Origin of the sequence: Parabacteroides sp. TM07-1AC (assembly GCF_003480915.1) — a bacterium.
GTDB classification, from domain to species: Bacteria; Bacteroidota; Bacteroidia; order Bacteroidales; family Tannerellaceae; genus Parabacteroides; species Parabacteroides chongii.
This window is the reverse complement of the sequence record NZ_QUKD01000001.1, coordinates 307,646-320,274: the sequence shown is the minus strand read 5'-3', so window position 1 is coordinate 320,274 and position 12,629 is coordinate 307,646. Positions and strand designations below refer to the sequence as shown.

Annotated in this window: 12 protein-coding genes and 1 tRNA gene; 11 read left to right on the top strand and 2 right to left on the bottom strand. The window is 40.2% G+C overall.

All coding sequences use genetic code 11. The annotated features are described in order from the left end of the window. Positions 1–32 precede the first annotated feature (32 nt). Entirely contained in the window at positions 33–1,667 is a 1,635-nt protein-coding gene (locus tag DXD68_RS01315; RefSeq protein WP_233576959.1) for an ATP-binding protein, read from the bottom strand. Positions 1,668–1,882: 215 nt separating this feature from the next. Between DXD68_RS01315 and DXD68_RS01310 the strand changes: the two genes are divergently transcribed. Further along, positions 1,883–4,198 (top strand): patatin-like phospholipase family protein, encoded by a 2,316-nt coding sequence (locus DXD68_RS01310; protein WP_122359960.1) that lies wholly within the window; start codon positions 1,883–1,885, stop codon positions 4,196–4,198. Positions 4,199–4,273: 75 nt separating this feature from the next. Further along, positions 4,274–4,347 (top strand) — tRNA-Arg (locus DXD68_RS01305). A gap of 10 nt (positions 4,348–4,357) precedes the next feature. Here DXD68_RS01305 and DXD68_RS01300 read toward each other — a convergent pair. Next, entirely contained in the window at positions 4,358–5,296 is a 939-nt protein-coding gene (locus DXD68_RS01300) for an amidohydrolase family protein (RefSeq protein ID WP_158585840.1), read from the bottom strand. Positions 5,297–5,494: 198 nt separating this feature from the next. Between DXD68_RS01300 and DXD68_RS01295 the strand changes: the two genes are divergently transcribed. The 9 genes from DXD68_RS01295 (at position 5,495) to DXD68_RS01255 (ending at position 12,621) form a co-directional block, all read left to right on the top strand. After that, complete coding sequence (locus DXD68_RS01295; protein ID WP_158585839.1) at positions 5,495–6,412, top strand: helix-turn-helix domain-containing protein; 918 nt, start codon at positions 5,495–5,497, stop codon at positions 6,410–6,412. 119 nt (positions 6,413–6,531) lie between these two features. Continuing rightward, the gene (locus tag DXD68_RS01290; protein WP_122359957.1) at positions 6,532–7,668 is read left to right on the top strand and encodes an N-acetyltransferase; all 1,137 of its coding nucleotides are present in this window, start codon (positions 6,532–6,534) and stop codon (positions 7,666–7,668) included. Between the two features lie 11 nt (positions 7,669–7,679). Further along, the gene (locus DXD68_RS01285; protein ID WP_122359956.1) at positions 7,680–8,900 is read left to right on the top strand and encodes a beta-ketoacyl-[acyl-carrier-protein] synthase family protein; all 1,221 of its coding nucleotides are present in this window, start codon (positions 7,680–7,682) and stop codon (positions 8,898–8,900) included. 22 nt (positions 8,901–8,922) lie between these two features. Further along, complete coding sequence (locus tag DXD68_RS01280; protein ID WP_122359955.1) at positions 8,923–9,174, top strand: acyl carrier protein; 252 nt, start codon at positions 8,923–8,925, stop codon at positions 9,172–9,174. After that, positions 9,167–9,592 (top strand): beta-hydroxyacyl-ACP dehydratase, encoded by a 426-nt coding sequence (locus tag DXD68_RS01275; protein WP_122359954.1) that lies wholly within the window; start codon positions 9,167–9,169, stop codon positions 9,590–9,592. Before DXD68_RS01280 ends, DXD68_RS01275 begins: the two co-directional genes overlap by 8 nt. 14 nt (positions 9,593–9,606) lie before the next feature. After that, entirely contained in the window at positions 9,607–9,987 is a 381-nt protein-coding gene (locus DXD68_RS01270) for a beta-hydroxyacyl-ACP dehydratase (RefSeq protein ID WP_122359953.1), read from the top strand. Between the two features lie 9 nt (positions 9,988–9,996). Next, positions 9,997–11,484 carry a phytoene desaturase family protein gene (locus tag DXD68_RS01265; protein WP_122359952.1) on the top strand — a complete coding sequence of 496 codons (1,488 nt, stop codon included), beginning with the start codon at positions 9,997–9,999 and terminating at the stop codon, positions 11,482–11,484. 2 nt (positions 11,485–11,486) lie between these two features. Then, positions 11,487–12,215 carry a 3-oxoacyl-ACP reductase FabG gene (gene fabG, locus DXD68_RS01260; protein WP_122360486.1) on the top strand — a complete coding sequence of 243 codons (729 nt, stop codon included), beginning with the start codon at positions 11,487–11,489 and terminating at the stop codon, positions 12,213–12,215. Continuing rightward, a complete protein-coding gene (locus tag DXD68_RS01255; RefSeq protein WP_122359951.1) occupies positions 12,196–12,621 on the top strand; it encodes an acyl-CoA thioesterase in 426 nt (141 codons plus the stop codon). The genes fabG and DXD68_RS01255 overlap by 20 nt, the downstream gene beginning before the upstream one ends. The last annotated feature ends 8 nt before the right edge of the window (positions 12,622–12,629 follow it).

Genomic DNA, 12,629 nt, shown 5'->3' with positions numbered 1-12,629 from the left:
CTTTAGTTCTCAGCCTTTGTATTTCTTTAGGTTTATTCAGTTTTTTGCACCGGAATTTCCATCCAGAACAGGGAGCCTTCGCCTTCCTTTGATTCGACGCCGATACTTCCTCCGAACTTCTCGGCTATCATAGCACAGATAGGAAGTCCCAGACCTGTGCCTTGTGCGAATGAATTTAACTTAACGAAGCGGTCGAAAATCTTATCTTTTTTATCTTCCGGTATGCCTATACCGGTATCTTTCACATAAAAACGAATCTTTTTGCTGGCTTCATCCAATGTATATCCGAAGGTGACAGTTCCTTTAAAGGTAAACTTCAACGCATTCGTAAGAAAATTGATCATGACCTGCATCAAACGGTTACGATCCGTATAAATTACGCATTGAGGAAGTTTATGATCAAACAAAACAGTGACCTCCTCCGACTTATTCTTCAGCTTCATCTGGCTTTCGATTTCTTCCATCAGCTCATTTATGTCAGTCTGCGTATATACATAATCCAAAGAGCCGGACTCGATCTTTGCCATATCTATAATGTCGTTTATCAATTGGAGCAGAAGCTCATTATTGGTAGATATGATATGTGCAAATTCCTGCTTTTCTTCCGGATCATCCGACTCCATGAGTAGATTGGAAAAACCGACTATTGCATTCAGCGGTGTACGTATCTCATGACTCATATTGGCCAGGAACGCTGATTTCAAACGATTCGCTTCGTCCGCCTTCTTCACCTCGTACATCAGATGTTCTATTCTCTTCTTGTCTGAAATATCTTCAATCTTCATCAACCCGCCAAGAATGTTCGTTTCCGAATGGTCGAAGACCGGTATCGCGCTGATCTCGAATGTGGTTTCACCATCCGAAAACTCATGACGAACAGCCTGCCCTTTTACGATTGCCTCACTAAGCGCACATTGGGCGCAGGGTTCTTTTTTGCCCATAACCGTTTCGTAGCAGATTTTTCCCGGTGTATAGCGACGTCCTTTTACTTTTCCCTGTAGATTGGACGTAGATTCCCATTGTACCTTATATTCTTTATCAATATAGATCAACCCAAAGTTTATACTGTTCAATACCAGGTTTTGTGTATCGGCAGCATCTTCCAGTTTTTCTTTAGCCTGGATCAATTCTTTTTCATAATCCTTTATCTGGGTAATATCCCAGCGGACGATCAGAAGCCATCTGTTCTTGTCGTGGGAGATGATAGATTTATTTACAATCGTATTATGCACGACACCGTCAGGAGTTACATAGTCTTCTTCAGCTTTGTAGCTTTCACCTTTCCTGACTAACTGCTCATCGACTTTACGATATTTCAAACCTCTCTCTGCACCATAAATATCAAAATCCGTATGTCCCAAAACTTCTTCCCGCCGGGTTCCGGACCGCAATTCTGCTTCTTTATTCCAATAGAGATATTTATAATCGTCATTGATGTCTTTGACAAATACCGGAAAAGGAAGATTATCAAGGATATCGATGCTGAAAAGGCGTTCTTTCACAGTTTCGTCCAGTATTTGCTCCCCAGCCTGCTTGCTTTTGTACTGATTGTTTTCGCGGGTTAATTTCTGATTTCTATACAGTAAAAGGATAATAACAAATACTAGCAGAAGAAGCAGAAGTGATAGGGTTGTTTCTACTGTTACCATCAAAAATATACTATTCATCAAAATAAGCATTCCCATAAAACTGTAATAATTATTTACCCCTTGCAAATTTTGACAAATGTATCATTTATATTTCAAATACTTCTTGAAATTTATTGATTTTCATAATATTTTTCAATTACTCCCCTAAATATTTCCACAATATACAATCAACTCTCCTTGTAGTTTGAGAAATTAGCTTTACATTTGAAGATGTAAACAGAGAAAAAGTGATTATGAAGAAAGTAGCTGTTCTGGCAACCTTTTTTCTGCTCTCCCTGCAACTGCTCAATGCCCAGAAAGTAGGGTTGGTATTAAGTGGAGGAGGTGCGAAAGGTGCTGCACATATCGGGGTAATAAAAGCGCTGGAAGAAAATGGAATACCTATCGACTATATAACTGGTACTTCTATCGGATCCATTATCGGTAGTTTGTATGCTATGGGATATTCGCCGGAAGAAATGCTGGCATTAATGTTGTCCGAAGAGTTCGGTTACTGGCAGACGGGAACGGTTGAGAATGAGTATAAATATTATTTCAAGCGACCGGACCCAACTCCTGAATTTGGTCATTTCTCTATCGACATGACCGACTCCCTGCAGATAAAAGCAAACTTTTTGCCACAGAGCCTTATCAATCCGATCCAGATGAATCAGGCTTTTATGGCTCTTTTCTCGCAGGCAACAGCCAAGGCTGGATGGAATTTTGATAATCTGTTCGTTCCGTTCCGCTGTGTCGGTTCCGATATTTATAATAAGAAAGCAATCATCTTCAAGAATGGAGACTTAGGGGATGCCGTTCGTGCTTCCATGACCTTTCCTTTCTTCTTTCAACCGATTTGGAAGGATAGTGTCCCTTTGTTTGACGGCGGTATTTACGATAATTTCCCGGTCGGTCCGATGAAAGAGGCTTTTCATCCTGATTTCATCTTCGGCTCCACAGTGGCAGGAGGAAACAATAAACCATCCAACAGTGCATACAACCAGTTGGAAACCATGATCATGCAAAAGACGGATTATGATGTTCCCGAAGAAGACGGCATGATGATCAAATTCAGTTTCCCGACTGTCTCCTTATTGGATTTTCAAAAAGCAAAGGAGCTGATGGATATCGGTTATAAACGTACTATGGGTATGATCGATTCAATCAAGCAAAGGGTTCCCCGCAGAGTGCCGCTTGCAGAAGTGAATATGAGAAGGGCTGCTTATAAGGAAAGTTTGCCTCCATTGATTTTTCAAAATATCTATGTGACAGGGGTTTCCGAATCACAGCGTAAATATATTGAATCGCAGTTGCATCGTGATATGAATCATGACTTCTCGATGGAAGAATTTAAGCGGGCTTATTTCAAGATGCTTACTTCTTCGAAGATCAGGGAGATTATGCCGCATGCGGTCTACAACCGCAGAGAGAAAAAGTTCGACCTGTATCTGGACGTAAAAATGAAAGAAGAGATAACGGTTGGCTTCGGCGGCAATATTTCATCACATCAGGCAAACCAACTATTCTTGGGACTGGGGTATCAATACCTGGGTCGATTTGCTGCGGATGTCAATGCCAATTTCCAGGTGGGAAACTCTTTTAGCGGAGTATTGCTGAATGGACGAATTTATTTGCAGACTAAAATTCCGACTTATCTTAATTGGGAAGGAGTATATTCTGATAAAAGATATCAGGAAAGCCAATCTCTGTTCTATGAGGATGTTCTGCCGGCCTTTATACAGCAAAAAGAACTGTATACAAAAGTGAAGTTAGGATTTCCATTCCTGAATAGGGCGAAATCAGAAATAGGATTCGCTTACGGGCAGCTAAATGATTATTATTATCAAAGCAACAGCATGATGCTCCCAAATTCAAAATTTGATCATGGCTGGTACAATCTATTTAGCGGTTCACTCAGTATCGAGCGGAATTCACTGGATGCAAAACAGTATCCTATATCCGGACGAAAGCAACAGTTGATTGCACAGTATGTCACAGGAACGGAGAATTATGATCCTTCATCCCAAACGAACGAAAATCGGTCCTTCAAGAAAAAAGTTCATAGTTGGTTGCAGCTGAAAGGGGAGTGGCAGCATTATGAAGTATTAAGTAATCGCTTTAATCTGGGACTCCAGGGGGAATTGGTCGTGTCAAGCAAAAATCTGATGAATAACTATACGGCATCGGTTTTACAGGCTCCGGCATTTACTCCTACGCCACATAGTAAAATCGTTTTCAACGAAGCTTTCAGGGCGAATCAATATTTTGCTGCCGGAATTTCACCTATCTATAAATTCAGTAAGCTTCTGCATTTCAGGCTGGACTTATATGGTTTTGCACCATTATATGAAATAAAGAAAGAAGTCAAAAGTGAAAATCCATATGTGGCAGCTCCTTATTATGGTAAATTTCTTCATTCATTTAAGTATATGGGGGAGGCTGCTCTGGTTCTTCAATTGCCTTTTGCATCTATCAGCCTGTATGCCAACGGGTATAGTTATCCGGCCAAGAATTTCAACTTCGGGCTGAATATCGGTTATCTGATCTTTAATCCAAAAATGTTGGATTAATTTGAAAAAAAATAGCGCAAAGACTTGCAGGTTTAAAAGAAATAGCTACCTTTGCACTCGCAATCACGAAAGATTGGCCGCGTAGCTCAACTGAATAGAGTAGCTGACTACGGATCAGCCGGTTACAGGTTTGAATCCTGTCGCGGTCACACATAAAGACTATATTTGCATAGAATTTCTTCTACAATATTCAATAATGCTTTTATAGTCTTCATATTTACTAACTTCCAGTATTTTCATATTCTTTTCTATTTTGTCTATTGAAGTAAAAGGATAATCACTTCCATATAGAATATGATTTTTATCAGCAAATCTTCTTAAATAATCAATCCGATTCGTTGGGTCAAAAAATACGGTATCATAATGTAAGCTTTTTAAGTGTGATTCTATACCATTAGTCGTATTTTTGGATGGACCGAAAGTATAATTCCCTAAATGAAGGATACCGTATTCCATTTCCTGAAAGAAAAAAGACACATTTCCACCTCCATAGGGTAGGATAAAACGTATATTGGGATACCGATGCATAATTCTGTTGAATGTAAGTTCACATGCCGCTTTGGTTACTTCGGCTATCAACTCGTAAGTATGTTTATTCGTTTTCTCAGTCTTTGTCATACAAACATCAGGATGAAGAAAAACGGTTGCCTTACGCTCATTCAGCCCCTTGTATAATTCGTTATAAATATCGCATCCCGGATATATACCAGAAATACAAGTAGGTAATAAAACGCCGTTTAAATGCAATATATCCAAAGCATATTCCATTTCCTGTATCATCATTTCCGTATTTCGGGAAACCGGGAGGGAGGCAAAGGCTCCCAGACAGAAGTACTTATCCACTAATTCTGCATAATGCTCATTTATACGGGTGCACAAGATAGCATATTCTTTATCTGATAATAATGGAAAATTTGCCGGATAGGATAGGATACTTTTAGTTATTCCATATGTTTCCATCATCTTTAGGCTTTCAGATATATCTTGAAAACGTATTTCTTCTTTCATGACTATTTGCTTTATCTTTTCATCCAGCGACAACAATGGTAACGGATTATAATGATGATGGACATCTATAAGTAAATTTGCGTTTTTCATACTCATCTCTGTTTTTCCTTTTTGTTGTAAAATTGATGAAAAGATGTATGCATTGTGTGTTCTCAAATGTGCAACAAATGTTCCGTTATGCTTCTAGTGTCTCAAAATCAGGAAAATAGAACACTTTCAGGGGAATATGAAGTATATTGGAATAGCTTGATCAGACTATATTTGCACAGAGTTGAAAATCTGAAAAATATGGAAAGAGAAAATACAATTCGGCAAGTAGGTATAAATGATATTGTAGATGCCAGTGAAAAGATCAATGCGGGTATAACTTATACCGATAAAGACATTATTGTAATAGAACACCTGGAGGACATGACGGAACGCGGATCTATCAAGCTGTCGAAAGATATGATTATGATAATGGCTTGTCTGGAAGGAAAGATGCATATAAATTTGAATGGCAAATTCTATACTCTACACCCGCATGAAGTTTTGATTTGCAGACCTAATATTATTTTATATGATCATGAAAACATCTCTTACTTCAAGGGTAATGCTGTGTGCCTTTCTACCCGGATTGTCCAAAATATCCTTCATAATGGAAGTGATATTTGGAATAAGTTCCTGTTGTTCAGTCAAAATCCAGTCATTTGTATAGGTGAAGATAGTCAACAATTGTTTTCTCTGTACTCTGAGATAATACGTTTAAGACTGAAGCTTCCCCAACGGCCTTATCATAAAGAGATCATGACCGCTTTTGTGAAAGCAGCAATCTATGAATTGTTGGCGGATCTGGATCATAATACGGTTGAATCAATTCCAACTTCCATGAAACAAGGTGATATCTTATTTAAGAAGTTTATAGAAATACTGGTAAACAGTGAAATAAAACAACGTACCCTGAACTATTATGCGGATAGGTTATTTGTCACTTCCAAATATCTTTCAACAGTCAGTAAACAAGTCAGTGGGAGAACGGCAATGGATTGGATCAATGAATATGTCGTAGACGATATTCAGCATTTACTAACACATACGGATAAGTCTATTAAAGAGATATCCGAATACCTGGAGTTTTCCAATATTTCCTTTTTTGGAAAATATGTAAAGTCACATTTGGGATGTTCTCCTAAAGAGTTTCGTAAACAGTTAGGATATAAAAAATGAGCTCATATCTCCTGCACTTTTCCGGAAATATTCTCAAATTCTTCAATATTGGTGGATAAGTCGCAGCTATTTTTACTCGCTTTGGAATTAAATAAACCTTTCATAAATTTACTCTCATTATGAAAATTGTTAATGTAAAAAAGGTTGGAATAAAACGCGAAATGGACGATTTCGTGAAGTTTCCAGGCAGGTTATATGCTGGCTGTCAATACTATGTACCTGACTTGGAAATGGATATTCGCGAAACGTTTGATCCGTCTAAAAATGCAGGACTGGAGTTTACCGATATACAACCTTTCATTGCATACAACGAAGAAGGGAAGCCTGTAGGTCGCATTGCCGGTATTATCAATCACCATGCGAATGAGAAGTGGCAAAGAAAAAATGCCAGGTTTGGCTTCATTGAATTTATCGATGATCCGGAAGTGTCAGCCGCTTTACTAAAAGCAGTGGAACAATGGGGTAAAGAACGGGGGATGGAATATATACAGGGACCGATGGGTATTTTTGACTTTGACAAGGAAGGTATGCTCATTGAAGATTTCGATAAGTTGGGGTCGATGATTGCGATATATAACTATCCTTATTATCCCGAACATATGGATGCTTTAGGCTATGAGAAAGAGGTAGACTGGGTACAAGTGTGTATTGAAGTACCGGAAGAGGTCCCTCCAAAATATACTCGCGTAGCCAAACTGGCAAAAGAGATGTTCGGATTGCATGTCAGGAAGTTGACGAATACAGATATATCAGAGCATGGGTACGGAAAAAAAGTATTTAACTTATTGAATGTTGCTTATGCACCTCTTTTCGGGTATACTGAACTATCTGACAAACAGATTGATCTATATATTAAACGATACCTGCCTTTGGTTGATAAACAATTGTTGCCTGTTGTCGAAAATGAAGAAGGTGAAGTTGTAGGAGTAGCAATAACAATGGGCAGTTTGTCACATGCACTGCAAAAAGCTAAAGGAAAACTTTTCCCTTCTGGATGGTATCACTTGGTTCGGTCCTTGAAATGGAAAAGAGAAGAGAAAGCTGAACTTTTATTAATGGCAGTTCGTCCGGATTATCAGGGGTTAGGTGTAAATGCACTGTTTTTTGATGATCTTATACCGATCTATAATAAATGTAACTTTAAGTGGGCAGAAACAGGTCCGCAACTGGAAGATAACATCAGAGAACTGACACAATGGAAACCTCTGCATCCCACTTTTACCAAAAGAAGGCGATGCTATAAAAAGAAATTATAAACGAAAAAAATATGGAAAAAAGAGTAGTGATAACGGGCATGGGCATATGGTCATGCCTGGGAAAGACACTTGAAGATGTACGCGATTCGCTGTATAATGGGAAGAGTGGCATCATCTTTAGACAGGAACGTAAGGATGCCGGATTTCGTTCCGCTTTATGCGCTAACATAGAACTACCTGACATCAAGCCGTTTCTTCCGCGAAATTTGCGACAGTTCATGCCCGAAGAAGCACAATATGCCTATATGGCGACACGTTCGGCTTTGGAAAATGCCAAACTGGATCAAGACTATATAGATGGTCACGAGGTGGGTATTATTTATGGAAACGATTCTGTTGCTGAAGCGACTATGCATGCACTAGACAAGTTTCGTGAGTTCAAAGATACATCAGCTTGTGGAAGTGGTGCCATTTTCCAGTCTATGAACTCCACTGTGTCAATGAATCTTGCCTGCCTGTTTAAACTACGCGGTATCAATCTGACAGCCTCAGCGGCTTGTGCTTCCGGTTCGCAGGCAATAGGTTTGGCACAGACCCTCATATGCAGTGGCTTACAGGATTGCATCATATGTGGGGGTGCTCAGGAGGCCAATTTATACAGTGTTGCTTCGTTCGATGGTATTCAGTCGTTCTCCATGCGGGAAGACGAACCGGCGAAAGCCTGCCGTCCGTTCGATCGTGACCGCGATGGTTTGGTTCCAGGAGGAGGTGCTGCAACGGTAATACTCGAAAGTTACGAACATGCTGTGAAACGAGGTGCACCAATACTTGCAGAAATAGTAAGTTGGGGATTCTCTGGTAACGGAGATCATATCTCTACTCCGAATGTAGTCGGTCCCGCTCGTTCATTGGAATTATGCCTGAAGAATGGAGGTATAACTACACGCCAGATAGGTTATATCAATGCGCATGCCACTTCGACACGTATTGGTGATCTCAGGGAAGCATCTGCCATAGCACAAATATTTGACGATTACAAAGTGCCGGTGACTTCTACCAAAAGCCAGACAGGTCACGAGATGTGGATGGCCGGAGCCAGTGAATTGATTTATTCGATGCTAATGATGAAGAACGGTTTTATAGCCGGAAACATCAACTTTGAAAATCCCGACGAAAAAATGGCTTCCATCAATGTCGTACCGGAAACATACGAAAAACATTTCGACATATTCCTTTCCAATTCGTTCGGATTTGGTGGAACAAACTCAACCCTTATTGTAAAAAACTTATAATAAACAAATAAAATAGATTATTATGACACGTGAAGACATTATCAAACAGGTAAATGCTATATTGGCAGAAGAATTTGAAGTCGATTCTAACCTTTTTACACCGGATGCAAATGTTAAGGATACGCTCTCGCTAGACAGTCTCAGCCTGGTGGATCTTGTGGCTATCATTCAACAAACCTATAAAATAAAAATACCGGCAACTGATTTGCGGGAAATTCAGACTTTCAATAATCTCTATGACTACATAGAATCGCACTTCGGGCAGAATGGATAATAAAGATATAAAGAGGCTGATACCGCAACGTGATCCTATCATAATGGTCGATAAAGTACTGGATGTGAACGGTGATGCAGCCGTAACTACGCTCACAGTCAGGTACGACAATTATTTTATAGATGAAGACGGTCTGCTGGCGGAGTCAGGGCTTATAGAACATATTGCTCAGTCGGCTTCGGCCTTTGCAGGGCACAAGGCAATAACTGCAGGAGCTATTGTTCCTCCTGTAGGTTACATCGGTGAAATAAAAAAATTTCATTGTTATCGCCGTCCGTATATAGGAGCAGAATTGCGTACAACAATTATTCTTGGAACAGAAATAGCAGGGGTGACCATCATCACCGGTGAAACTCGCCTTCAAGATGAGATAATCGCTGATACGCAAATGAAGATTTTCATTAGGCAAAATAATTGAATTACATATTTGACATGCTGTTAGAGAATAAATATTATAAAATAACCGACATATGCAATAAAGAATTGAACGCAGTTTTCCGCATCGTCTTTTTGTCCGATTGTGATGTTTATCGCGGCCATTTCCCTGATAATCCGGTCTGTCCAGGAGTTTGTAACATTCAAACCATCAAAGAATGTGCAATGTTGTTGACTGGTGAAAAACTGTTGATCAGTACTATTAAGCAATGCCGTTTAACAGCAGTTGCTTCACCTGTCGTTTGTCCGGAAGTGAATGTGACAATAGGTATCTCACTTACAGACAATGGATTTACCATCACTGCAACAATAGTTGATACGGACAGAACATACATAGAGTACAAAGGAGATATGATTATTGACAGAACTCAGCAGTAAGAATACGAAATGAAATACGATGTAATTATCATAGGCAGCGGATTGGGGGGATTGGAATGTGCCCACATTCTTTCACAAGCCGGAATGAGCGTCCTTTTGCTTGAGAGAGGAACACAAGCCGGTGGCTGCCTTCTTAGCTACAAACGGCATGGTATAGCTTTCGACACCGGGTTCCATTATGTAGGAGGACTCGACGAAGGCCAGTCACTCCATTTAGCTTTCAGACATTTGGGCTTGTTACATCTTCCTTGGCAACGCCTTGATCCTCACTTTGACCGGGTGACAATAGGGGAGCGTACCTTTGCTTTTGCAGAAGGATATGATATGTTTGCCAAGACATTGGCTGCTGATTTTCCTACCGAACGGGATGGTCTGAATAAATATGTAAATATGCTGAAACAGGCAGAAAAACATCAGTTTGATGCATTGAACCCCCAAATCAGTAAACCATCACAGTTTTTCAATCTTTTTGAAACAAGTGCCTATCACTATTTAACAGAGACATTTCATGATCCGTTACTTATAAACATACTCAGCGGCACTTCTCTGAAAATGGAATTACGAAAAGAATCACTTCCGTTGTTTACTTTCGCTCATGGTAACAGTAGCTTCATCGAAAGTAGCTGGCGATTGAAAGGCGATGGTTCACTGATCGTAAACTCATTGGTTAATGATATCCGTAAATATGGCGGCAAGATCATTTGTAATACCGAGGTACAGGAGTTAGTGGAAAAAAACGGAAAACTCGTCTATGCTATATGTTCTAATGGTGAAACTTACGAGGGGAGCATTTTCATCAGTAATGTTCATCCTGCAGCAACTTGTAATTTAGTAAAACAAAGCGATAGGATGAAAAAAATCTATCGTAATCGCCTGGCTAGTATGGAAAATACTTTCGGTATGTTTACCGTATCGCTTTGTCTCAAAGGCCAAAGTCTTAAATACTTCAACTGGAACCAATATGTTTATAAACAACCTAATGTATGGACATTCTATCTTGAAGATGGTCCGGTCAATGGAATACTGATAAGCAGCCGGATTCCGGAAGATGGCAGTGAATACCTACAACAGTTGGATTTGCTCACGCCGATGACCTGGGATAAGTGTGAACAGTGGAATCACACAAAGGTCGGATGTCGTGGAAATGAATATAAAGCAATGAAGAAACGTGTTGCCGATGAATGTATCACACTTGCTGAAAAGTTCATACCCGGACTCCGGGATATGATCACCGGCTACTATACCAGTACACCGCTCACTTACCGCGATTACACTCTAACTCCGGAGGGATCTGCTTATGGTCTACGTAAAGATTACAGGGATCCGGTGATAACCTTGCTCTCACCGCGTACACCTATTTCAAACTTGTACCTGACAGGGCAGAATCTTATGCTGCACGGTCTGCATGGCGTAACAATGACAACACTCTTTACCTGTGCGGAGATACTGGGAAAAGAACATATATGGAATATAGTAAAGAACCAAAAAGAAATATAACAATGAAGTATGCATTAGTAACCGGAGGCAGTCGCGGGATTGGTCGTGCTGTCTGTGTGAAACTGGCCCAAATGGGCTATCACATCATTATTAATTACGTAAACAACGCAACAGAAGCTGAAAAGACACTTGAACTGGTACGACAAGCAGGGCAGGATGGTGAAATGCTCAAGTTCGATGTGAGTAACCTTCAGCAAACCCGTGAAGCTCTCGACTCCTGGGAGATGGCCCATACAGAAGAATATATCGAAGTACTGGTGAATAATGCGGGCATACGTCGTGACAATGTTATGGCGTTCATGCCAGAAGAGGACTGGAGCTGTGTACTCGACATCACACTTAATGGTTTCTACAATGTGACACAGCCGCTACTACAATCTATGCTAGTTCATAGATTCGGTCGCATCATAAATATGGCAAGCGTAAGCGGTATCAAGGGAATGCCCGGACAGACTAACTACTCTGCGGCAAAGGGAGGAATTATTGCAGCTACAAAAGCTCTGGCCCAGGAGGTTGCACGTAAAAATGTAACAGTCAATGTTGTTGCACCAGGTTTTATCAAGACAGATATGGTAGAGGGACTCGACGAGGAAACCTTGAAAAAAACGATTCCTGCTCATCGCTTTGGAACTCCTGAAGAAGTTGCTGAAGCTGTAGGATTTTTAGCATCAAAAAACGCCGGCTACATTACTGGCAATATAATTTCAATCAATGGAGGACTTTATACTTAAAGATATTTGTCGCGTACAGGTGAAATTCAGCGAGATAGACTCTATGAAAAGGGTCTGGCATGGGACATATGTTACCTATTTTGAGGATGGACGTGAATCATTCGGACGACATTATCCAGGTATAGGCTATGCAGACATGCAACATGCCAATATTTATGCGCCCATTTATGATATCCATATCAAATATTATGCGCCCCTTGCCATAAATGAAACGGCCATCGTGCATACGCTTTATATCTACAAGCCGGGAGCACGGCTTGATTACAGTTATGAGATATATCGTGAACATGACCATATACTATGTGCCGTTGGAAGTACCGTACAGCTGTTTATCGATCCTAAGGGGAAATTAATGGTAGACAAACCTGATTATTATCAAAAATGGCAGGATAAATACCTGAAGTAGGTATGAAT

Bases quoted from the DNA above. Each gene is read 5' to 3' on its own strand.
- DXD68_RS01310 (WP_122359960.1), top strand. From the start codon at position 1,883: ATGAAGAAAGTAGCTGTTCTGGCAACCTTTTTTCTGCTCTCCCTGCAA.
- DXD68_RS01265 (WP_122359952.1), top strand. From the start codon at position 9,997: ATGAAATACGATGTAATTATCATAGGCAGCGGATTGGGGGGATTGGAA.
- DXD68_RS01300 (WP_158585840.1), bottom strand. From the start codon at position 5,296: ATGAAAAACGCAAATTTACTTATAGATGTCCATCATCATTATAATCCG.
- DXD68_RS01255 (WP_122359951.1), top strand. From the start codon at position 12,196: ATGGAGGACTTTATACTTAAAGATATTTGTCGCGTACAGGTGAAATTC.
- DXD68_RS01290 (WP_122359957.1), top strand. From the start codon at position 6,532: ATGAAAATTGTTAATGTAAAAAAGGTTGGAATAAAACGCGAAATGGAC.
- DXD68_RS01295 (WP_158585839.1), top strand. From the start codon at position 5,495: ATGGAAAGAGAAAATACAATTCGGCAAGTAGGTATAAATGATATTGTA.
- fabG (WP_122360486.1), top strand. From the start codon at position 11,487: ATGAAGTATGCATTAGTAACCGGAGGCAGTCGCGGGATTGGTCGTGCT.
- DXD68_RS01315 (WP_233576959.1), bottom strand. From the start codon at position 1,667: ATGAATAGTATATTTTTGATGGTAACAGTAGAAACAACCCTATCACTT.
- DXD68_RS01270 (WP_122359953.1), top strand. From the start codon at position 9,607: ATGCTGTTAGAGAATAAATATTATAAAATAACCGACATATGCAATAAA.
- DXD68_RS01275 (WP_122359954.1), top strand. From the start codon at position 9,167: ATGGATAATAAAGATATAAAGAGGCTGATACCGCAACGTGATCCTATC.
- DXD68_RS01280 (WP_122359955.1), top strand. From the start codon at position 8,923: ATGACACGTGAAGACATTATCAAACAGGTAAATGCTATATTGGCAGAA.
- DXD68_RS01285 (WP_122359956.1), top strand. From the start codon at position 7,680: ATGGAAAAAAGAGTAGTGATAACGGGCATGGGCATATGGTCATGCCTG.